Source organism: Quyinboa ferrireducens (genome assembly GCF_042436675.1).
In the GTDB taxonomy this organism is placed as follows: domain Bacteria; phylum Bacteroidota; class Bacteroidia; order Bacteroidales; family UBA5342; genus JBHJHP01.
In genome coordinates this window covers 91,930-113,596 of sequence record NZ_JBHMVA010000014.1, presented here as the reverse complement: position 1 = coordinate 113,596, position 21,667 = coordinate 91,930, and the positions used below count along the sequence as shown (strand labels likewise).

Sequence of the window (21,667 nt, the reverse complement as noted above, 5' to 3'; positions counted from 1 at the left end):
AAGGATGCACTTTGAGTTTAAGGTAACAGGAGGTGATTTTACACAGGCGGGAAAAGCTTCGAGTGAGGTGAAGAAAATCCTCAAGCAACTTGGTGTGGATCATAAAATAATTAAACGTACTGTTATTGCCTTATACGAAGCCGAAGTAAATATTGCAGCGCATGCCCAAAGAGGGTCAATTAAAGTTGATATCGATCCGGATGTGATAAGGCTCGTTTTGCAGGATGAGGGACCCGGTATACCGGATATACCACTGGCTATGACCAAAGGTTTTTCTACTGCATCAAAGGCAGTGCGGGAAATGGGTTTCGGTGCCGGAATGGGCTTGCCGAACATTCAGGAAAATGTGGATGAACTGAAAATAGATTCTGAAGTAGGCGTAGGAACAACATTGGAATTAACAAATTATATCAGGTGAAAGGATTTTTTCATGCCATAGAAATAGATTACAACAAATGTATTGGCTGTGCACATTGTATGAAAGCCTGTCCGACTGAAGCTATACGCATTGTTAACGGGAAGGCTGATCTGAGTGCAGAGCGGTGCGTGGATTGCGGCGAATGCTTCAGGGTTTGTCCGGTTGATGCCTACTCCGTGGTTCATGATGATATGGAAACCATGATGCAGTTTGATTGCCGTGTCGCATTGATCCCATCTGTGTTTTACGGTCAGTTTCCATCGGCTGTGCCACCAAAACTGGTTAGAAAACTAATGAAGGACATTGGCTTTACCCATATCTACGGGATAGAAGCCGGGGTGAACCTCCTTCGTGATCAGATTAATAAACAGGTTGATAAGGCCGAGATTAAGCCTTTAATTTCTTCATTTTGTCCCGCTGTGGTTCGGACTATTCAGGTAAAGTTCCCCTCGCTCGTCGATAATATCATTCATCTGAAGGCACCGGCGGATGTTGCGGCAGAGTACTACCGTGAAAAATTACATGAGGAAGGATTTGATAAAAACAGGATTGGCATCTTTTATCTTACCCCATGTGCCGCTAAAATAGCCGCTATTAAAAGTCCTGTTGGAGAAGAAAAATCACAGATTGATGGTGTAATAAACATCAATACGGTTTACAATAAGCTGCTTAAAATACTTAAAACTGAGAATCCGCCCATCCCTGATGAGGTAGAGGAAAATATACTGGATGATATATCCATACGCTGGCCTTTAACAAATGGCGAAGCCAAACATATTAAGGGACGATCACTATCCATAGACGGTATAAGGAATACGAATGCATTTCTTGAAAAAGTGGAAAATGACGAGATGAACAGTGTCAACTTTCTGGAATTACGCATGTGCGACGAATCCTGTGCCGGTGGTATTCTGAATTGTGATAACAGGTTTTTAATTGTGGAAAGGCTCAATAACAGGGTAAAGGAACACCGTGACCGCTTTCAGGAAAAAAATGGTCCTACGGTAAGGAATTTTAATGACAAGGCGGATTATCTTACTGAGCGAATCTTCCTGAATCAGCCTATTGAACCCCGCAGTATTGTGCTTGATGAAGACATGGTGAAAGCTATGAAAAAAATGCAGCGGGCGCGTGACCTGATGTGTTACCTTCCAGGTATCGACTGTGGTGCCTGTGGTGCACCAACATGCCGGACACTGGCCGAAGATATCGTGAACCGAAAGGCCAATCTTTCTCATTGTATTTTTATGCAACGCCAAATGGAAAAACATAAAAAACTAAGCCCGGATCATGCCATTAAGATTATTGAAAAAGTCTGGGGAAAATCGAGACTGGACAAAGACTGTACGAAAAAAGGAGCCAAAAATGAAAATATCTGATATAAAGAAAGCATTGAATCTCACTGTTTATGCAGGAGAAGAACAACTTGATAATCCGGTAAACGGCGGGTATGTATCCGATTTGTTATCGGATGTAATGGGAAATGTAGAAGAAGATTCTGTTTGGATCACCATACAAAATCATAAAAACGTGGTGGCTATTGCTACATTAAGGGAAGTGGCTGCGGTTATCCTGGCAAAGGGAATTGAACCGGATGAAGAAATGCTGCATTTTGCTAAAGAAGAAGGTTTACCGGTTTTAGGATCAACCGAAGAGGTATTTCCGCTGAGTGGGAAATTATACAAGTTGATTAAATAAAGAAACAAGACACAAGTATCAAGACACAAGACATGCGATAATCTTGATTCCTGATACTTGATACTTGATACCTGATACTATAAAATGAAAACACTAAGGATTGATCTCCATATTCATTCGGTACTTTCACCATGTGGTGAACTGGAGATGAGTCCTGCCAATATAATATCAGAAGCGCAGGTCAGAGGACTTGATATCATTGCGATTACTGATCATAACTCCACCAGACAGGCGGGCGTGATCAGGGAAATGGGAAAGCAGATTGGAATTAAAGTCTTGTACGGTGCGGAGGTTACAACACGTGAAGATGTTCATGTGCTGTGTCTGTTTCAAAACAGGGAGCTGGCAGGTGAGTTTCAGGTTTACCTGGATGAGCATTTGCCGGATATAAAAAATAAGGAACATGTGTTTGGGTTTCAGGTGGCAGTAGATGCAGAAGAACACATTATTCATAATGAGAAACGGCTGCTTTTATCGGCCATTGATCAAAGCATTGAGGATGTGGAAACGAAGGTTCACAGTCTGGGAGGTTTGTTTATTCCGGCACACGTGGATCGTCAGGCATACGGACTGTATTCTCAGTTGGGTATACTGCCTCAGGGATTGAAAGTGGATGCACTGGAGTTTTCCTACAATACGAAAGACAACGTGCTGAAAAGGAAATATCCGGAAAGTGCTGATCATGTTTTATTGACTTCTTCCGATGCACACCGGGTGGATGATATTGGCCGGGCAGTAACACTGATAAAAGCTAAAAAGCCAACATTCAGGGAGCTGAAAAAAGCTTTAAGAAATGAGAAGGGACGCCATGTGATTGGGTTTGAATATGAAGATGAACAGGTAGGATTTTAGGTGTGAAGGACATTGCATCACATATACTTGATATAACAGAAAACTCAGTGCGAGCAAATGCTACACTGGTTTATATTTCGCTGGAAAAGGATATAACCAGGGATACACTTGTACTGGAGATTAAGGATGACGGCATTGGAATGGATGCTGACATGGTGAAAAATCTGACGAATCCGTTTTACACAACACGTAAAACCAGGAAAGTAGGGTTGGGCATACCGCTTTTGGTGCAGAACAGTGAAATGAGTGGAGGCAAGGTAGACATTAAAAGTGTACCGGGCAAAGGAACCGAACTAAAGGCAACCTTTGGCCTGTCACACATCGATCGTCCGCCCGAAGGTGAAATAGATGATGTGTTTGTCAACATTGCGACGGGATATCCTGAGGTAGACTTTATCATGACGTACACGTCTGAAAAAGGCGATTTTATACTGGATACAAGGGAAGTGAAACAGCTTTTTGAGGGCTTGCCTATAAACGACCTTGATGTGGTAACAGGCTTAAAAGAAATAGTGAAGAATAACATAAAAGAACTAAAATAATTATCTAACAATCTTAAAAAAACTGTCAGTTAGCTATGACAAAAGTTAAAACTCTCGATGATTTAAAAAAGCTCAGGGAAAACCTTCAGAACAAGATGGATATGAGGGAAAAGGGGCTGAATCCTGAAAAGGTAGTGCAGGTAAAAGTCGCTATGGCAACCTGTGGCATTGCTTCAGGAGCACGTGAAACGATGAACTTTTTCATCTCAGCTCTGAAAAAGCGTCAGATTGATGCTGTAGTAACCCAGACCGGTTGTATGGGCTATTGCTATGCGGAGCCTACCGTTGAAGTAACCATCCCGGGGAAGGAACCGGTTGTATTCGGACATGTGGATATGTCGAAGGCTGATGATATCATAGAAACCTACATTAAAGGTGGTCAGCTTGTGGATGGCGTTATTCCGGTATCGTATAAAAATATTCAGGAATAGGAGGACCCGGAATGACAGATACAAAATTTGACATACTGGTTTGTGCAGGTACCGGGTGTAAGGCATCACGAAGTGATGAGATCATTCAGAACCTCAAAACCGCTATACAGGAAAACGGCCTGTCTGAAGAGGCGCAGGTTGTAGGTACGGGTTGTTTCGGCTTTTGTGAAAAAGGCCCCATTGTTAAGATCATGCCGGATAATACCTTCTACGTGCAGGTAACGCCGGAGGATGTGGATGAGATTGTAAAGGAACATCTGGTGAAAGGACGTAAGGTAAAACGTCTGCTTTATAATGACCCAAAGAAAAAAGAGTCCGTAAGCGATACACAGAAAATGGATTTCTACAAAAAGCAGTTGCGTATTGCGCTTAGAAACTGTGGTTTTGTAAATCCAGAAAACATAGATGAGTCCATTGCCAGAGATGCTTATGTGGCACTGGGGAAAGTGTTGACAGAATTATCTCCTGAACAGGCTATTCTGGAGGTTATTGAGAGTGGAATCCGCGGACGTGGAGGAGGTGGTTTTCCCACAGGTATCAAATGGGATATTGCCCGTAAAAACAAAGCGGATCAGAAATATGTGGTGTGTAATGCTGATGAGGGTGACCCGGGCGCATTTATGGACAGATCCATCCTGGAAGGTGATCCGCATTCCGTAATTGAAGCCATGGCTATTTGTGGTTACTGCATCGGTGCCAGTAAAGGCCTGGTTTACATTCGTGCGGAATATCCGTTAGCGATCAAACGACTTAAAATAGCCCTGGATCAGGCAAGGGAATACGGCCTGTTGGGTAACGATATTTTCGGAACCGGTTTTGCGTTCGACATTGAACTGCGTTATGGTGCCGGAGCATTTGTTTGCGGTGAGGAAACAGCATTGATCCATTCCATGGAAGGGAAGCGTGGTGAGCCAACACTGAAGCCTCCGTTTCCGGCAGAAAGCGGTTATATGAATAAACCGACCAACGTGAACAATGTGGAAACACTGGCTAATATTCCGGTCATATTCTTAAAGGGAGCGGATTGGTTCAATAAGATTGGTACAGATAAAAGCAAGGGAACCAAGGTGTTTGCCCTGGCCGGAAAAATCAACAATGTTGGGTTGATCGAGGTTCCAATGGGGATTACCTTACGTGAAGTCATTTACGATATTGGAGGCGGAATTAAAGGTGGTAAGAAATTTAAAGCGGTTCAGACCGGTGGTCCTTCTGGTGGTTGTTTAACGGAAAATCACCTGGAGACGGCCATCGACTTTGACAACCTGATTGCTGCAGGTTCCATGATGGGATCAGGTGGAATGATTGTAATGGATGAAACCGATTGTATGGTGTCCATGGCAAAGTTCTTCCTGGAATTTACGGTGGAGGAGTCGTGTGGAAAATGTGCGCCTTGTCGTGTCGGAAACAAGCGTTTACATGAGATCCTGACAAAAATTACAGAAGGAAAAGCTACACGGAAAGATCTTGATATCCTTAAAAACCTTTGCAGTGTCATCAAAGATACTTCGCTTTGTGGTTTGGGGCAGACGTCACCGAATCCGGTTTTGTCAACCATGGAGAATTTCTGGGATGAATATATACAACATGTGGAAGAGCATAAATGTGCTGCCGGAACGTGTAAGGCATTAATGAAGTATTATATCACCGAAGAGGAGTGTGTGGGCTGTACAGCTTGTGCAAGAGCCTGTCCGGTTGGTGCCATAACTGGAGAAAAGAAGATGCTGCACACCATAAACCAGGAAACATGTATAAAATGTGGTGCGTGTGTGGATAAGTGTAAGTTTAATGCCGTAATATTAAAATAGAAGAACTGTGGAATCTAAAAAAATAGTATCGTTAACCATCGATAAACATAAAGTAGTGGTCGAAAAAGGAACCACTATTCTGGAAGCAGCCCGTTCTGTTGGAATAGATATTCCCACGCTTTGTCACATGAAGCTGGATGATATGGGCATTGAAAACAAACCTGCCGGTTGCCGTATTTGTGTGGTAGAGGTGGACGGACGCCGTAACCTGGCACCATCGTGTGCAACGGATGTAGCAGAAGGTATGATCGTAAGGACCAACAGCATGCGTGTTTTAAATGCACGCCGGACCGTGATGGAACTGTTGTTGTCCGATCACCCTGCTGACTGTCTCATTTGTCCTAAATCCGGTAACTGCGACCTGCAATCCATGGCACACCGTTTCGATGTGCGTGAGATCAGGTACCAGGGCGAACAATCCACGTACCGTGAAGACTTTTCGCCATCTATCATCCGCGATATGGATAAATGTATCATGTGCCGCCGGTGCGAAACCATGTGTAATGAGGTTCAGACTGTAGGTGCATTGTCCGGTATTAACCGCGGGTTTAATGCCGTAGTGTCTCCGGCGTTCGAAATGGACCTGAAGGATTCCGTTTGTACCTATTGCGGGCAATGTGTGGCTGTGTGTCCAACGGGAGCATTGACCGAGGTTAACCATACCAATGAAGTCATCCGGGCACTGGCTGATCCGGATAAAACAGTCATTGTTCAGACAGCACCAGCAGTTAGAGCAGCCCTTGGAGAAGAGTTTGGTTATGAGGCCGGTACACTGGTGACCGGCCAGATGGTTTCAGCGTTAAAAGAGCTGGGGTTCGATTATGTATTTGATACCGACTTCGCTGCCGACCTGACCATTATGGAAGAAGGAACGGAGTTGTTATCCCGTCTGGAAAGACATCTGAAAGGTGATGAATCGGTTAAATTGCCGATCCTGACGTCCTGTTGTCCTGCCTGGGTAAATTTCTTCGAAAAGCAGTTCCCCGATCTGATCGATATTCCTTCTACTGCAAGGTCACCGCAGCAGATGTTCGGTTCAATTGCAAAAACCTATTTTGCGGATAAACTGGGTATACAAAGAGAAAAACTGATTGTGGTTTCCATCATGCCTTGTCTGGCTAAAAAATATGAGCGTCAGCGTGATGAATTTAAGGTGAAAAATGATCCTGACGTAAACTATGTTTTGTCGACCCGCGAGCTGGCTAATCTGGTGAAACGGGCGAATGTGGAATTCAAATCACTGCCGAAAAAAGATTTCGACCGACCAATGGGTGACTCATCCGGTGCCGCTGTTATCTTCGGTGCAACGGGAGGTGTTATTGAAGCGGCCGTACGTACAGCTTACGAACTTTATACAGGCAAGGAACTTGAAAAAGTGGACTTCAAACAACTGCGCGGTATGGAAGGTTTCCGTCAGGCAACCATCGATTTTGATGGCACGCCCATTCATATCGGTATCGCTCACGGACTGGGAAATGCACGGAAATTGCTTGAATGCATTCAGACCGGGAAATGTGTGTATCATGCCATAGAAATTATGTCCTGTCCCGGCGGTTGTATCGGTGGAGGTGGTCAACCCTTGCATCATGGAAAAAGTTCTATTCTTAAAAAACGGGTGGAAGCTATTTACCGTGAGGATGCAGGAAAACCAATCCGTAAATCACATCAGAATCCGTACATCATTAAACTGTATGAAGAATTTCTGGGTGAGCCTATGAGTGAAAAAGCGCATCATCTGTTGCATACCAATTATTTTGACAGACAGGTGAAATTTCAGGAAGAAGTTAACGAATAAAGCATGAATCATGGCAGATAACATCACAATAAAACTTAAGAAACAGGATACTGAATTCATCAAAAAGATTTGTGCGGAATTCAGAAACGATAAAGGGGAACTGATAAATGTGTTGCACAAAGCCCAGGAACACTTCGGCTATTTACCTGCAGAGGTTCAGGAATTGATCGCTGCAGAACTGAAAATGTCAGTGGCCAAGGTCTATGGTGTGGTGACCTTTTACTCATTCTTCACCATGGTACCTAAGGGTAAAAATCCAATCTCAATTTGTACAGGAACTGCATGCTATGTTCGTGGTGCAGAAAATGTACTTGATGAATTTAAAAAGCAACTGAGTATTGAAGTGGGTGAGGTGACAACTGATGGCGAATTTTCGCTGAGTTGTCTGCGTTGTGTAGGTGCCTGTGGTCTGGCACCGGTTGTTATGGTAGGAGAAAAGACCTATGGCCGCGTAGCTCCCGAAATGGTAGCCGATATTATTGCGGAATATAAATAATTGAAACGTTAGTGAGGGCTTCACTTGAGTGAAACCCTCGTTCCAATCAAAAATAATTAACAGTTTGGCGTAGTCTATATGGCTACGCCATTTGTTTTTTATGTAACATTGCGGGTAAACTAAAACAGGTATAAAATAGCTGTTGAACAACTGCACTTATCCTATTGTTTTTTAATCATAAAAACCGATATTTACTGAATTATTAAAACTATTATATGATATCAGGAATATACCCTCAGACGTTATTTGATAAGTCTTGTGTCTTGATTCTTGTGTCTTGTATCTAAAAAAGTACAAATGAAAAAACTTGCATTAATTTATTGGCCTAAAGGTGGTAGCGTTGAACATGTTGCCAACATCATCAAAGAGAAGCTTACTGGTTTTTCAGTGTCTTTTATCTGTGTGGAAGATATGACAACAGAGCAGCTGAATGATTTTGATACTTATATCTTTGGTGGTTCAACTGTTGGTGCCGATTACTGGAGTAATAAGGAAACAGAAATGGACTGGAGACCTTTCTTTGCAGATATGGAGCAAAAAAATATCCGGCTGGATGGTAAAAAAGGTGCGCTTTTAGGACTGGGTAATCAGGTACTTTATCCCGATAACTTTGTGGATGACATGATGTATATGAAGAAAAAGCTGGAAGCTGCCGGACTGCAGATTATTGGTGAAACTTCAACAGATGGGTATGCTTTTAATGAATCAAAAGCCATAGTAGATGGCAAATTCGTCGGTTTGGCTATTGATGAAGACTCCGAACCCGAGTTGACAAACAGACGTATAGAGAGCTGGTTGTCAGATATTTCAGGTGAACTCTGAGAATTAATTTGTAAAAAGGCGTTATTTTATTTTGTCAATTAAATCTAAATAGGTTTAATTTGTACCCTATAAAATTAGTAGGATAAATGAGATATTTTCATACCAATATGATGTGTTGTTGTATGATGTTCTGCAAAACCTTGCGGAAGGAAATCTCATTGTCTGATATGAAGTAGAAATAAATAGTGTTAGATATGAAAGCCCTCCGCAAGTTGCGGGGGGCTTTTTTCGTTTTTAAGTTTTTAATTTCAATAAAATGGCAGATTTAAATTTTAAAGTTAACGGGAGTTCTGAAACAGCAACACGCCTGAATGCAGTTGCAAGGGATTTTAGTATTGTAGTGGATGAGCCACCTGCGTTGGGTGGTGAAGATAAAGGAGCTAATCCGGTGGAATATCTGTTGGCAAGCTATGCTGGTTGTTTAAATGTGGTGGCTCACCTTACGGCAAAGGAACTGGGTATTGTGCTGCAGGGCTTGAAGATCAGTGTAAGCGGGAATCTGAATCCTGATAAATTATTCGGTAATGAAACCGAAGACAGAGCAGGCTTCAAAAACATAGTAGTGGATTTTGAACCGGTAACTGTAGCTTCCGAAGAAGAGCTGGATCATTGGGTAAAGGTTATTAAACAACGCTGTCCGGTAAATGATAATCTTACCAACCCAACACCTTTACATCTGAACCTTAATCGTAAAGTTGCTTATTCAAACTAAAATATAGTATCATGATTTATAATAATATCACAGAAACAATTGGTAAAACACCATTGGTAAAACTCAATAAACTAGCACCGGAAGGTGTAAATGTATTGGTTAAGCTGGAAGCCTTTAATCCGGGTAGTTCAGTGAAAGACAGGATCGCTAAAAATATGATAGAGCAGGCAGAAAAAGATGGCTTGTTGGATAGAGATACCGTTATCATTGAACCAACCAGCGGGAATACCGGTATCGGACTGGCTTTGGTCAGTGCAGCAAAAGGCTATCGTTTAATCCTTACCATGCCGGAAAGCATGAGTATTGAACGACGAAAAATCCTAAAGGCTTTGGGTGCAGAACTTGAATTGACGCCAAAAGAGGGAGGTATGAAAGGTGCCATATCACGTGCTTTTGAACTGGCAGAGAAATATGATAAAACCTTTATTCCTCAACAGTTTAAGAACACGGCGAATCCTGATATACATCGTCAGACAACAGCTCGGGAGATTTGGGAAGATACAAAAGGAAATGTGGATGTGTTTGTGGCAGGAATTGGAACCGGTGGAACCATAACCGGAGTGGGTGAAGTTCTGAAAAGTGAAAAAGGCGATGTGAAAATCGTGGCTGTCGAGCCTGAAAAATCGCCGGTACTGTCAGGTGGAGATCCGGGGCCACATAAAATACAGGGTATTGGTGCCGGTTTTGTACCTGAGATTCTAAATACAGAAATTTACGATGAAATTGTTCGGGTCAACGAGGATGATGCAATAGATGCGGCCCGAAAGCTCGGCGTAAATGAAGGGATTCTGGTTGGTATTTCATCAGGAGGAGCGCTTGCTGCAGGCCTTGAAATTGCATCCAGACCTGAAAGTAGAGGAAAAACGATTGTTATTTTGCTACCCGATACAGGAGAACGCTACTTATCAACCGCATTGTTCGATTATGAGCAAAGCGAGGTAAATTATCGTGTTATGATATGAGCTTTTCCAAAGTTTTAAACTTTGGAAAAGTTAACGACAATAAAATATATTTCTTAGATGTTCTGATATCTGTTTAATTGTCGCTGTAACAAAAAATTCAGCCACTGTTGGTAATCTTCCGGCAGTGGCTGTTTTTGTTCTGGTTAAAGACAGAGATTCCTTTATTTTTGCAAAAGGTCTGAAAGAATCAATCTAAACGAAAATTGATAACTTCCATATCGGTAGCTTGTATAAGTTTTTGCATTAGGGTAAGTATGCTATACTAAAGTTTAGGATATTAATTCTCCTGCCCATAATTTTTGTAGAAAAATTTGCCACGGTAAAACCAGGCAGTCCCCCATTTGACGAGGATATGTATCATTAGTAATTAATATTTGATTTTTTACAATGTATTCTTCTGCAAAATGCTGTAACCCTTTTGCATGGCGTGGAATGGCGTTGCGGGTTGATTTCACTTCAATGGCTGTTTCATGGTCTCCTAAAATAAAGTCTACCTCAATTTGTGAAGCTGTACGCCAATAACGAACAGGATAATTTAGTCCACTATAATGACTGTGGGCAGTAATTTCCTGGTAAATAAAGTGTTCAAACGCATGCCCGAAAGCTTCGCTTCCAATTTCAATTTCACCGCGTTTCAATAAATAGTTAACAATTCCGATATCGAAAAAATAAAATTTTGGAGCCTGTATTACTCTTCTTTTTGGTTTCTTTTGAAAGGAAGGAAGAAATCTTCCGGTTAATGTATCGATTAGTATCTGAAAATATTCCCTGACTGTTGGAGCACTTACACCACATTCTGAAGCAATATTTGAATAGTTAATTATTTCTCCGTTTGAGAAGGCTGCCATTTCCAGGAACAATGAAAAAAGAGAGGCGTTTCTTATTCGAGCTTCCGCTATTATTTCCTCCTTTAGATAATTCCCAATATAAGCAGATATCAATTTCTTAGGATTGTTAGATAGATAATGTCTTGGGAGCAGACCATTATTTAATGCCCTTTTTAAATCAAAATCTGGTATTTCTGCACTTGTTAGCGGGAATAATTCGTAACGCAAAGCTCTTCCCCCGAGTAGATTGGATTCGCTACGAATAATTTTCCTTGGACTGGAGCCACTCAAAATAAAAATATTATGGTTATTTTCTATAAGCCAATGGATTTCGTTAAGTAGTGCAGGGATTTTTTGTATCTCATCAATAATTATTGGTTTTTGTGGTTGGGTTGCCAATATAATTTCTCTAAGTTGTGAAGGCTTTCGGTTTAACTGTTCAAATATATCGGTTTTTAGAAGGTCAAACCATAATGAATCGTTAAACAAAGATTTTAATAATGTGCTTTTGCCAGTTTGTCTGACACCCCAAAGAAATAAACTTTCATTTTCAGATCCTTCAAATATTTGTTTTCTTAAATACATGATAATTAAAATATATAGTTTTAAAATACATGATAATTAAAAGTAAATTTATGAAATTATATTTAAATAATTAAAATTAAGAATGATTTTTAGTAATCAGTACATTAGTCAATTTATTTTCCCAATTTTGTATTGATCCGGAATTGAGGGCTGCCATTTATGAAATACATCCTTTTTTTAGATACAGAGACATCAGGCGTTCCTAAGCACTGGGATAACCCGGTTCTGTTTGAAAAAAACTGGCCCTATATCCTGCAGATCAGTTGGGTGATTTATGACGAGGGTGGTAAAAAAGTTAAAAGCGAAAATCACTACATTAAACCCGGAAGGATCAGGATTAAGAAATCATCCCGTAAAATTCATGGGATCACTTTAAAAAAGCTTGAGAAAATAGGGGAGGACCGTAAAGAGGTCGTAGAGTTATTGGCTGCGGATTTTGAATTTTATCAGCCTTTGGTGGTTGGCCATTTCCTCGAATTTGACCGTAAAATGCTGGACGTAGGATTTCACAGGTCAGGAGTGCAGTATGATCCGGATCGCTTAAAAACGTTTTGTACCATGCAGCTCACGCATGATGCAGATTTAGCTCCTTCAGGATCGCAATACCTGAGACTGCAGGATCTATACCGAAAATTATTCAATAAAAATCAACAGAATCCTCATAATGCACTGAACGATGCAGAAACTACAGCGTCCTGTTTTTTTGAACTTCAGAAACGGGGCATTATAACGGATCAGGTAATTTCGGATCAGGTACAAAAGATAGGATTAAATCGGAATGTTGTTGCCCTACGGATAGCGAATATCCTGTTGTGGCTGATTGTTGTGACGGCCATTGTGTTGATTTTAAAATATGTAATGTAAAAAAGGATGACGAAAGAAGAGCGGATAGATTTTTTAAGGCAGACCAGGCCATTCGATTTACTGCCCGAAGAGGTTCTGGAGCATGTGGCCGAACTGATGGAAGAGAAGTATTATACTAAGGAAACGTTGATATACCGTCAGGATGAGACCAAACTGGAAGGTATTGATATTATTGTGGAGGGGCAATACGATGCATTTTTTTACGACAGCAATAATGTTCAGCGCCTGGATGAAGTATATAAAACCGGCTATGTGTTTGGCGGTGGCTCAGTTTTGCTGAATAAAAAAGTTTCTATCCGTACGGTGGTTGCTAAAAAGGGAACACGGATTCTTTTTATGGATAAGGTTGAATTTAAGGAAGTATGCCGGAGTTTCAGTGGGTTTTTTAATTATTTCACCACACTGTTTGCACAGAAAGTTCTAAATGATGAGTATGCTCATTTTGTGAAGCGCCATAATACGAGGGAGGGAAATTTTCTGGACGCTGATCAGATCTACAGCCGCAGACTGAATGCGTTTGAATCCCGCGATGTGGTTTTTTGTGCACCTTATACCTCCTTGCGTGATGCGGCTAAAATAATGAAGCAGAACAATGTCCCCTGTCTTTTCGTGGAGGAAAAAGGGCAGTATCTTGGTTTTGTAACACATAGAAGCATCATTGAGAAAGGATTGGCTGAAAATTTCTCTCCGGATGGTTTTGTAGAAGCAATAATGGAAACACCCGTTGTGGAAATGTCAGGTGAAACCCTGGTTTATGAGGCAATTCTGACCATGTTTCGCGAAAAAATTAACTATATTTTGGTGCGAACCGGTGATCATGTCGGTGTACTCGACCGTCACCGTTTATTATCAGAACACGCACAGTCTCCATTATTGTTTATTCAATCCGTAAAATCGGCGTGGTCTGTTAAGGATCTGAAAGAAAAATGGGATCAGGTACCGGAAATTGTGAATCAGCTTTTAGGACGTGGGGTGAATGCTGCAGTGGTGAACCAGATTGTGACTACCATTTCCGATTCAATACTGCACCGTGTCATCGAAGGTGTGCTGAAAGTTGTTCCTGAGCCACCTGCAAAATTTGCGTTTTTTGTGTTGGGAAGCGAAGGCCGCAAGGAACAAACGTTATTAACAGATCAGGACAATGCCATTATATACGAAGACAAAGCCAATGAGCACAGGGAAGAGGTTAGGGAGTACTTTCTGCACTTTGCCACATTGGTCTCTGAACGGCTCGACCGGATTGGTTTTAGCTTTTGCAAAGGTGGATACATGGCAAAAAATCCTGACTGGACACATTCATTATCACATTGGAAAAGGAATTACGAAGAGTGGATCAATCAGGCTGGAAAGCAGTCTGCCATCAATGTAACCACGTTTTTTGATTGCCGGTTTATTCATGGTGACCCGGAATTGCTCACCGGGCTATTCACACATGTGAATGCTTTGCTTGAAAAGGCCAGTTCAAAGTTCTATTGGAGTATGGCAAACAATGCCCTTTTGTACGAACCGCCTATTACATTATTCAATACTATCCGGACTTTTGAGGATAACGAGCGAAAGGTTGTGGATATTAAGAAGGCGATGACGCCGATCGTTGACCTCGCACGGATGCTTTGTTTACGAAACGGAATTAATAAGACCAATACTGGTGAGCGTTTGCTGGCATTGCGGGAAAAAGGAATCCTGAACCAGGATAATTACAGGGAGTTTAGTCAGGCCTACTATTATTTGATGGGGTTACGTTTAAAGGCTCAGGCAAAGAATATTATTCACGATTACCTTGAACCAACGAATTTTATTGAGCCCGCAAAATTAACGCAGGTTGAACAAATTACCCTGAAAGAGATTTTTAAAGTGATTAAGAACTTCCAGTCGCTGTTAAAACTGGAATTCGGTATAACAGGTTTATAACAACAGAAGATGGTTCGCGTACATATAATTACAATTGGCGATGAATTGCTGATTGGTCAGGTGATTGATACAAATTCTGCATGGATAGGAGAATACCTTTCAAAGGAAGGTTTTGAGATTGCAGGAAAACAAAGTGTCAGAGACGAAAGAAACTCTATTGTAGGTGCACTTGATTATGCACTGGAAAATTCTGATGTGGTGTTAATAACCGGTGGACTCGGACCGACAAACGATGATATTACAAAAAAGGTTCTGGCAGCGTACTTTAATTCCGGTTTTGTGTTTAATGAGGACGTTTTGGAAAATGTTGAACGCATTATTTTACCGCGGATAGGGCATATCAATGCGCATAACCGGTCACAGGCCGAAGTACCTGAAAAAGCCAGGATTATTATGAACTCATTAGGTACAGCACCGATTATGTGGTTTGAGGAAAAGGGCAGAGTTGTGGTATCAATGCCCGGTGTTCCGTATGAAATGAAAAAATCCATGGAATTGGATGTCGTTCCTCAGCTGATACAGAAATTTAACCTTCAGAACCTGAACATATATAAAACCATTGTGGTTTCAGGAATCACGGAAGCCGAGCTGGCTGAAAATCTGTCCGAATTTGAAAGCGATTTGCCCGAAAGTATTCGTCTGGCTTACTTACCATCTCCCGGATATATCAAACTACGACTGACCGGAAAAAATGCAGGTTCTACTTATGATACGTATTTAAACAGGTTGAAGCATGAGGTGGGCAGCATATTGGTATCTGAAGATGAAATATTGCCTGAACGGATTCTCGCCAGACTGATATTGGATAAGAATCTGACTATAGCCACGGCAGAAAGTTGTACCGGTGGTCTTATAGCGCATAAGATAACGTCCGTACCCGGAAGTTCAAAGTATTTTAAAGGTTCAGTGGTTGCTTACGATAATGCAGTGAAAATGGATATGCTCGATGTGCCGGAGGAGTTGCTTATTAATTATGGTGCTGTTTCAGAAGAGGTCGTTATTGCCATGGCATTGGGAGTAAGCCGGCGCTTAAATACCGCGATAGGTATCGCAACCAGTGGTATTGCCGGTCCCGATGGTGGTACGCCTGAAAAACCGGTCGGTACTATTTGGTTAGGGTGGTGCATAAAAGGAGATTGTTTTGCAAAGAAACTCTCATTGCCTTACACCCGCCAGGTTAACATAGAACGGACTGCAACCAATGCCCTAATGGCTCTGAATAAGTATCTGAAAGATATCTGATTTATTCTGTTGTAGTTCTTACATTTGCGTTCTTTCTGAACAGAAACCAGTATAAAAGGGGAACTATAAACAGACTGACAATAGTACCAAAAAACATACCTCCAATGATGGCGATTGCCAGTGGCCTTTGTAAAACGGAACCTAAATCATGTCCAAACAGAAAAGGGACCAGAGCCAGTATAGTCGTTAAACTTGTCATAATAATAGGTTTGAGCCTCCTTTGTCCTCCTTTATGAATGGCATCAATAAGCTTGAAGCCATCTTTTCGAAGCCGGTTAATGGTGTCAATTTTTAAGATAGAATCATTGATGATTATACCGGTCATCACAATAATTCCAATCAGTGACATAAGGTTAAGACTTGTACCTGTAATCCTTAGAATCAACAGAACGGCAGCAATATCAAGAGGAATTTCCAGCAATACAATCAGGGGTTGTGTAAGAGATTCAAACTGGCTGGCCAGGATGAAGTAGAGCAGTAAAACAGCAATCAGTAATACAACAATTAATTCGTTAACCAATGCCCGGTTGCGGAAAACTGCACCGGTGAAAACGTGGTCAATAGCAGGGTTTGTTTTAAAGAAAGCATTTATTTCAGATATCAGTTTTGTGCTTTCTTTTTCACTGGCCTGAATAAAAAGCTGATTGTAGCTACCCTCTTTTCCACCATCAATTTTCTTATAATCTATGGTCTTTCCAAAGCTGATCAGTTCTGATAATGGAATAGGAACACGACTCTCATTTTGTATCAGTGTTTCATTCATTATTTTGTCGAACGATTTTTGGTCCTCAGTTAATACTATGGGTATCAGGTAATTTCCGTTTTTAAGATTTGTGATCTGGTATCCTCTTAAGCCCTTTTGCAATGCGTAAGTAATGGAATTCAAATTCACATTATACAGGTTGATGTTTTCAAAATTGGGGTGAAGTACATAATACTCCTGAAATGCCTGGTTGCTGGCAATCGTAAAACCTGTTTGTTCTGCCATATCTCTTTGTATAACACCAAACATTTCTGCATCAACTGCACCATTTTGTTTATTATCCCAGAACTTTACAATTAAAGGTGTTTTTTCTACTTTAAATACCTGCTCAAACAAATTTGGAGGAGTAGCGAAACTGTAGGTAGCTCCCGGGTATGTGTTTGTGATCCAATTTTTTATGGCATATCTTACCGAGTCCAGAGATTGAGCAGAACTGGTTTTAACGTATAGTTCTGCCTCGTTAATATCCAGTTCATTGCTGTGCGCGAGAAGGTACTCCTGCTTCCCGATATTCGCATTAAAATGTACAACATTGGACTCAACCTGCTTAAAAAGTGTTTTCATACGGTCGGCTCCTTCCTGTACCGATATATTTTCATTCCAGTCAACCATCACCAGACTTTCATTCTCTTCGAACTTTGGGAAACTTTCCTTGGGCAGTTGATTAAAAATATACAAGCCGGCTGTAATGAGAAGAACCAATACTATAATGGCCGGTTTTCTGTATTTAAAAATAAAATCAAAGCCTTTGTCGTAGCTTCCTTCAATGGTACTGTACAAACTGATTTTTTTTAGAATTTTATTAACCTTTGATGTTTCTGCATTTCCCCGGGAATAAAAGATTCTGTAATACACAGGCAACAAGGTAATGGAAACAAATAGGGAAATAAACAAACCGATAGTTATGGCAATGGCCTGATCATAAAACAGTGCACCGGTAATGCCGCTCAAGAACAGTAAGGGTATAAATACGGCACAGGTGGTTAATACCGAACTCAGTAAAGGTTTGATAACTTCATTCGTTCCTAAAATGCATGCCAGGTTTATCTCATTTTGTTTATGGTACTGGTGTATATTGTCGATAACGATGATGGAATTATCGATCATCATTCCGACCCCTAATACTAATCCGGAAAGCGAAATAATGTTGATGGATATCCCCGTAAGGTAAAACAGCAGCATGGTAATTATCAGGCTCACCGGGACAGAAATAGCAATTAAAACAGGACTTTTATAATCTGACAGAAACAGCAGCATGATAATAATGGCCAGTATTGATCCCGAAATAAGGGTGTTCCTTAAATTACCGATAGAGTAACTCAACAGTGCGGTCTGGTCTCTGGATACTTCGAACGACAACCTTGGATAATCACTTTTCATTTGGACCAGCAGATCAGAAAATGCTTTTTTCAGTTCTTTCATCTGCACATCACTTTTTTTAATGATGGCCATCGATAATCCGGTTTTATCTTTGGTTAAAAACAGCCCTTCAGTATTTCTGCTCCGAACACCAATTTTTGCAATATCACCTAATTTAAAGACACGATTTCCCGATTTTATTAAAATGTTTTCAAGATCGAACCGGTCTATGATGACAGATGAAAACTTCACATTGTATATGTACTGACCTTCCCTGACAATGATATTTCCAATGTTAATATTGTTGTCAGTAAGTGTTTTACTAATCGTGTTTCTGTCGATTCCCAGTTGATTGGAAATAGCCTCATCCAACTCAATGTAAATTTCAGGATAATCCATTCCTGTGATGTCAGACATGGCGACTTCGGGTAACTGTTCTATTCTTTTTTTTATGACAGATTCGCAAAACTGACTCAGCTCGAAAAAGCGTTCCTCATTGCCCGAAAACGCCTGTTTCATTGATACGCTGAGGTAAAACGCAGGAATGTCTGTGGCACTTGCCTTGATGACCTTGGGCCGTTCAAATTCCCTAGGCATCCCCTGCATTATTGCATCAACTTTTTCGTTCACATCAAGATATGCATACTGCAAATTTGTACCATAAGTGAGATATATTTTAATATAGGCCTTATTGTTGTACGAGGTACTTTTTATATCCCTGATATGGTTAACCTGTAAAAGCTGTCTTCTGATAGGGGTAGTATACCGCTCTTCCACCTCATTAACTGATGTTTCAGGTGTTGAAATTCGTACGGTTATTTCAGGAATATCGACTTCAGGCATTAATGATACCGGAATATATCGTAACGAAATAATACCGAGTACCATTAAGATTATGAAAACCATTGATACGGCAATAGGCTTGTTTATGAGAAATTTAACCATGTCTTTATCGGTTTGAAATGTTCATACACATCAGGTATGCGCTTATTTCATAATGTCATTTAATTTATTTTCCACCTGATCCAGTATGTCTTCCTTTTGTTCAAAATCGAACAAACAATACTGTCTTAGTCTGTAATAGCTGGTCCAGTAGTTTCTTAATGCATTCAGATATTCGTTTTTTGTGTTTTCCTTTTCATTCTGAGCATCATTCAGATTCAGTACATTTAATGTTCCGTTTATAAATCGTTTTTCAACCATGTCATAGGTTGTCTGGGCAAGTGTATCGGCTTTATATGCATTCATAACCTGTAATTTCTGAATGTTAAATTCATTGGCCTGATCAATGACATTATTGATGATATAATCCTTCTGTTTTTTGATATGCCATTCCGTTTCATCAATTTTATCCTCTGCCAGAATGATATCGCGTTTTACATTACCCCAGTCCATGATAGGAATGCTGATGCTTACTCTGGCATTCTCCGTTTGTGTGGGATTCCGGTAAGACTCAGAAAATGTATTTGCATTGTTATTCAGTCCCACACCAAGGTTCAGGGTTGAAGAGAAGCGGTTTGATTTAGCGCGCTCCAGATTATATCTGGCCTGAGCCGATTCATGTTGTAGCGCTAAAATGGCTGGATTATTTATTTTAACCAGCTCAACAACTGTTTCTACCGGTATAAAATCAATCGGGATATTATCAGGTATGGTACATATTAGTTTTGTATTACCGCTGATTTCAAGAAATGAAGTGAGTTCCCTTGAAACAGAACTGAAGGCATTTTTTTGTCGTTCAAGATTATTTTTTGCCTTTAATCGCCTTAAATCCAGTTGATAAAGTTCGTCCAGTGATATGGTATTGATTTCGTACCTCTTTTTCCCCATCTCATATAAAGCCTCAGCTTTTTCGTAGTAGTTTCCGGAGATGGTCAGGTTACTTTGTGCCGAGAGAAATGCAAAATACAGGTTTATAGTCTGCAGGGCAATTGCCTCCCTTTGTTCTGCATATTCATGTTTTGCAATTTCAAATTCTACAGGTTGTAACCTTGATTTCCATTTAAATTCATTGACAGCAAAAATATTCTGGCTGTAGTTTATATTGAACGGTACGGTAATGAAATCGAGGTCGTTTATGGATCCGAATTTCTGATAACGGTTAATATTTGACGAAGCACTCAAGGTGCCTCCGGTAAGTTTAATTTTTTGGTTTACAGATAGTCCTGCCTGACTGGAAAGGTTGTGGAGATCAACATAAACCAGTTGTTCCACTTCTGAATCATACACCTGTTGCAATGATCTGTTATAATACAAGGGTGTAATATTTAACGAAAGGGTAGGCCTGAAAAGATTCAGGTATTCCATGTAAACATAGTATTCACTTTTGAACAGGTTATCTGTTTTAAACGCTTCAAACGAATTTTCAAGCGCAATGGCAATACATTCATCAAGCGTAAGCACTTTTTCCTGGGATTGTACCTTATACGGGAAAATGATGAAACAGGACAGGATCAGAATGAAGAATAGTTTATTCATAATATAAGTTTTAGCAACAGGGTCTTTAGTTTGAGACAGAAACCTTTGCCAGGTGAGCCAGGTTTAACTGTCCCGATACTATCGCATCGTCTCCCGGTTTTAAGCCACTTATGATTTCTGAAAACCGGCTGTTCTCATTGCCAACTTCAACATAGTTCCAGATAGCTGTATCGTTTTTAACGGTGAATACAACTTTTTTCTCCTGCCGCAATACAATGGCTTCACTGGGTACCATGATTCTGTCGTTTAAGGCTATTTTTATTACAGCCTGTACATTCATCCCATCTATTAAGCGGTTGTTCCTGTTTTTAATTCTTGTTTTTACCGTGATCATTCCATTATCAGAGATGGTTGGGTTAATGGCAATTATTTTACCGGGAAAGGTATCTGTTTTCATGGCATATGGAATAATATCCACCGGAAGACCTTTATGTAATATGCTGTATTCAGTTTCCAGAATGTTGAATTCTACATCCATAAAGTCATCATTGATAATTGTACAGGCTTCTTTATAGCCGGTTGTGCTGTTGTTTTCCATGAGGTCGCAGTTGGCAACAATGCCATCGAACGGAGCCCTGATTGTTGTCTCACTAAGATTTCTTCTGGCAATTTCAAGATTGGATATGGCAGTATTATAACCTGATTTGATAAGACACGACTTCATAGTATTTTCAGGAACCCGTGCGGAATCGTTTATAGAATAGCCTGCACTTATTAAGGCATCAGTCAGACTTATCCTGGAATTTTCAAGGGATATTTCTGCTTTGAGTAAGGCTTGCCTCTGGTCAAAATCGTCAATTTTAACCAGAACATCATCACTGCTGACCCGTGCTCCGTTTTCGGTATAAACCGCATTAATCATTCCGTTTTGTCTGAAGGTAAGCGTTGCTTTTTTATAGGCAGACAATGTACCGTTGTTATAGAGTTCCCTGTAAAAAAGTCCCCGGGTAACAGGTACGGTTCTAACAAGAACAGCTTCTTCGGTAAAGGTATTTTTTTTAGCGGATTGGTCCTCTGTTTTGTTCTTACATGCACCTGCAATTAGTAGTGCTGTGATGACAAGAGAACAGATTACTGCGTTTTTTTTCATTTCAAACTATATTAA

The 21,667-nt window shown here is 40.6% G+C and carries 19 protein-coding genes; 15 read left to right on the top strand and 4 right to left on the bottom strand.

The features are described from left to right. Positions 1-4 precede the first annotated feature (4 nt). From ACE01N_RS17055 to cysK, 12 genes are all read left to right on the top strand, one after another. Positions 5-418, top strand: a complete 414-nt coding sequence (locus ACE01N_RS17055; RefSeq protein WP_380591654.1) for an ATP-binding protein — start codon at positions 5-7, stop codon at positions 416-418. Further along, positions 415-1,797, top strand: a complete 1,383-nt coding sequence (locus ACE01N_RS17050; protein ID WP_380591652.1) for a [Fe-Fe] hydrogenase large subunit C-terminal domain-containing protein — start codon at positions 415-417, stop codon at positions 1,795-1,797. Before ACE01N_RS17055 ends, ACE01N_RS17050 begins: the two co-directional genes overlap by 4 nt. Further along, positions 1,784-2,116, top strand: a complete 333-nt coding sequence (locus ACE01N_RS17045) for a DRTGG domain-containing protein (RefSeq protein ID WP_380591650.1) — start codon at positions 1,784-1,786, stop codon at positions 2,114-2,116. Before ACE01N_RS17050 ends, ACE01N_RS17045 begins: the two co-directional genes overlap by 14 nt. 84 nt (positions 2,117-2,200) lie before the next feature. Beyond that, entirely contained in the window at positions 2,201-2,968 is a 768-nt protein-coding gene (locus tag ACE01N_RS17040; protein WP_380591648.1) for a PHP domain-containing protein, read from the top strand. 2 nt (positions 2,969-2,970) lie between these two features. After that, entirely contained in the window at positions 2,971-3,510 is a 540-nt protein-coding gene (locus ACE01N_RS17035) for an ATP-binding protein (RefSeq protein WP_380591646.1), read from the top strand. A 35-nt stretch (positions 3,511-3,545) separates the two neighbouring features. After that, a complete protein-coding gene (locus ACE01N_RS17030) occupies positions 3,546-3,941 on the top strand; it encodes a (2Fe-2S) ferredoxin domain-containing protein (protein WP_375722282.1) in 396 nt (131 codons plus the stop codon). Between the two features lie 11 nt (positions 3,942-3,952). Then, entirely contained in the window at positions 3,953-5,746 is a 1,794-nt protein-coding gene (locus tag ACE01N_RS17025) for an NADH-ubiquinone oxidoreductase-F iron-sulfur binding region domain-containing protein (RefSeq protein ID WP_380591643.1), read from the top strand. Positions 5,747-5,753: 7 nt separating this feature from the next. Beyond that, on the top strand, positions 5,754-7,541 hold the full coding sequence (locus ACE01N_RS17020) for an NADH-dependent [FeFe] hydrogenase, group A6 (RefSeq protein WP_380591641.1): 1,788 nt from the start codon (positions 5,754-5,756) through the stop codon (positions 7,539-7,541). Positions 7,542-7,551: 10 nt separating this feature from the next. Then, entirely contained in the window at positions 7,552-8,037 is a 486-nt protein-coding gene (gene nuoE / locus ACE01N_RS17015) for an NADH-quinone oxidoreductase subunit NuoE (protein WP_380591639.1), read from the top strand. 297 nt (positions 8,038-8,334) lie between these two features. Further along, on the top strand, positions 8,335-8,859 hold the full coding sequence (locus ACE01N_RS17010) for a flavodoxin domain-containing protein (RefSeq protein ID WP_380591637.1): 525 nt from the start codon (positions 8,335-8,337) through the stop codon (positions 8,857-8,859). A gap of 256 nt (positions 8,860-9,115) precedes the next feature. Next, on the top strand, positions 9,116-9,571 hold the full coding sequence (locus tag ACE01N_RS17005; protein WP_375727447.1) for an OsmC family protein: 456 nt from the start codon (positions 9,116-9,118) through the stop codon (positions 9,569-9,571). An 11-nt stretch (positions 9,572-9,582) separates the two neighbouring features. Next, positions 9,583-10,533, top strand: a complete 951-nt coding sequence (gene cysK / locus ACE01N_RS17000) for a cysteine synthase A (RefSeq protein WP_380591634.1) — start codon at positions 9,583-9,585, stop codon at positions 10,531-10,533. A gap of 269 nt (positions 10,534-10,802) precedes the next feature. Here the strand turns inward: cysK and ACE01N_RS16995 are convergent, their stop codons facing one another. Further along, on the bottom strand, positions 10,803-11,945 hold the full coding sequence (locus tag ACE01N_RS16995) for an ATP-binding protein (RefSeq protein WP_380591632.1): 1,143 nt from the start codon (positions 11,943-11,945) through the stop codon (positions 10,803-10,805). A 159-nt stretch (positions 11,946-12,104) separates the two neighbouring features. On the opposite strand from ACE01N_RS16995, the gene ACE01N_RS16990 reads away from it, so the two are divergent. The 3 genes from ACE01N_RS16990 to ACE01N_RS16980 are packed head-to-tail and all read left to right on the top strand — an operon-like array spanning position 12,105 to position 15,962. Then, positions 12,105-12,809, top strand: coding sequence for a 3'-5' exonuclease (locus tag ACE01N_RS16990; RefSeq protein WP_380591630.1), 705 nt, complete (start codon positions 12,105-12,107; stop codon positions 12,807-12,809). Positions 12,810-12,815: 6 nt separating this feature from the next. Next, the gene (locus ACE01N_RS16985) at positions 12,816-14,720 is read left to right on the top strand and encodes a DUF294 nucleotidyltransferase-like domain-containing protein (protein ID WP_380591628.1); all 1,905 of its coding nucleotides are present in this window, start codon (positions 12,816-12,818) and stop codon (positions 14,718-14,720) included. 9 nt (positions 14,721-14,729) lie between these two features. Beyond that, positions 14,730-15,962 (top strand): CinA family nicotinamide mononucleotide deamidase-related protein, encoded by a 1,233-nt coding sequence (locus ACE01N_RS16980; RefSeq protein ID WP_380591626.1) that lies wholly within the window; start codon positions 14,730-14,732, stop codon positions 15,960-15,962. A 1-nt stretch (position 15,963) separates the two neighbouring features. Here the strand turns inward: ACE01N_RS16980 and ACE01N_RS16975 are convergent, their stop codons facing one another. Genes ACE01N_RS16975 through ACE01N_RS16965 form a run of 3 tightly spaced genes read right to left on the bottom strand, consistent with a single transcriptional unit; the run spans position 15,964 to position 21,652 of the window. Then, positions 15,964-19,029 (bottom strand): efflux RND transporter permease subunit, encoded by a 3,066-nt coding sequence (locus ACE01N_RS16975; RefSeq protein WP_380591624.1) that lies wholly within the window; start codon positions 19,027-19,029, stop codon positions 15,964-15,966. Between the two features lie 42 nt (positions 19,030-19,071). Next, positions 19,072-20,562: a TolC family protein gene (locus tag ACE01N_RS16970; RefSeq protein WP_380591622.1), complete on the bottom strand. Its 1,491-nt coding sequence runs from the start codon at positions 20,560-20,562 to the stop codon at positions 19,072-19,074. 25 nt (positions 20,563-20,587) lie between these two features. Beyond that, complete coding sequence (locus ACE01N_RS16965) at positions 20,588-21,652, bottom strand: efflux RND transporter periplasmic adaptor subunit (protein ID WP_380591620.1); 1,065 nt, start codon at positions 21,650-21,652, stop codon at positions 20,588-20,590. Positions 21,653-21,667: the final 15 nt, after the last annotated feature.

What these genes read in the sequence shown, in the direction of transcription:
- ACE01N_RS17040 (WP_380591648.1), top strand. Translation starts at nt 2,201, where the DNA reads ATGAAAACACTAAGGATTGATCTCCATATTCATTCGGTACTTTCACCA.
- ACE01N_RS17055 (WP_380591654.1), top strand. Translation starts at nt 5, where the DNA reads ATGCACTTTGAGTTTAAGGTAACAGGAGGTGATTTTACACAGGCGGGA.
- ACE01N_RS17025 (WP_380591643.1), top strand. Translation starts at nt 3,953, where the DNA reads ATGACAGATACAAAATTTGACATACTGGTTTGTGCAGGTACCGGGTGT.
- cysK (WP_380591634.1), top strand. Translation starts at nt 9,583, where the DNA reads ATGATTTATAATAATATCACAGAAACAATTGGTAAAACACCATTGGTA.
- ACE01N_RS16970 (WP_380591622.1), bottom strand. Translation starts at nt 20,562, where the DNA reads ATGAATAAACTATTCTTCATTCTGATCCTGTCCTGTTTCATCATTTTC.
- ACE01N_RS16995 (WP_380591632.1), bottom strand. Translation starts at nt 11,945, where the DNA reads ATGTATTTAAGAAAACAAATATTTGAAGGATCTGAAAATGAAAGTTTA.
- ACE01N_RS16990 (WP_380591630.1), top strand. Translation starts at nt 12,105, where the DNA reads ATGAAATACATCCTTTTTTTAGATACAGAGACATCAGGCGTTCCTAAG.
- ACE01N_RS17045 (WP_380591650.1), top strand. Translation starts at nt 1,784, where the DNA reads ATGAAAATATCTGATATAAAGAAAGCATTGAATCTCACTGTTTATGCA.
- ACE01N_RS16975 (WP_380591624.1), bottom strand. Translation starts at nt 19,029, where the DNA reads ATGGTTAAATTTCTCATAAACAAGCCTATTGCCGTATCAATGGTTTTC.
- ACE01N_RS17010 (WP_380591637.1), top strand. Translation starts at nt 8,335, where the DNA reads ATGAAAAAACTTGCATTAATTTATTGGCCTAAAGGTGGTAGCGTTGAA.
- ACE01N_RS16980 (WP_380591626.1), top strand. Translation starts at nt 14,730, where the DNA reads ATGGTTCGCGTACATATAATTACAATTGGCGATGAATTGCTGATTGGT.
- ACE01N_RS16985 (WP_380591628.1), top strand. Translation starts at nt 12,816, where the DNA reads ATGACGAAAGAAGAGCGGATAGATTTTTTAAGGCAGACCAGGCCATTC.
- nuoE (WP_380591639.1), top strand. Translation starts at nt 7,552, where the DNA reads ATGGCAGATAACATCACAATAAAACTTAAGAAACAGGATACTGAATTC.
- ACE01N_RS16965 (WP_380591620.1), bottom strand. Translation starts at nt 21,652, where the DNA reads ATGAAAAAAAACGCAGTAATCTGTTCTCTTGTCATCACAGCACTACTA.
- ACE01N_RS17030 (WP_375722282.1), top strand. Translation starts at nt 3,546, where the DNA reads ATGACAAAAGTTAAAACTCTCGATGATTTAAAAAAGCTCAGGGAAAAC.
- ACE01N_RS17005 (WP_375727447.1), top strand. Translation starts at nt 9,116, where the DNA reads ATGGCAGATTTAAATTTTAAAGTTAACGGGAGTTCTGAAACAGCAACA.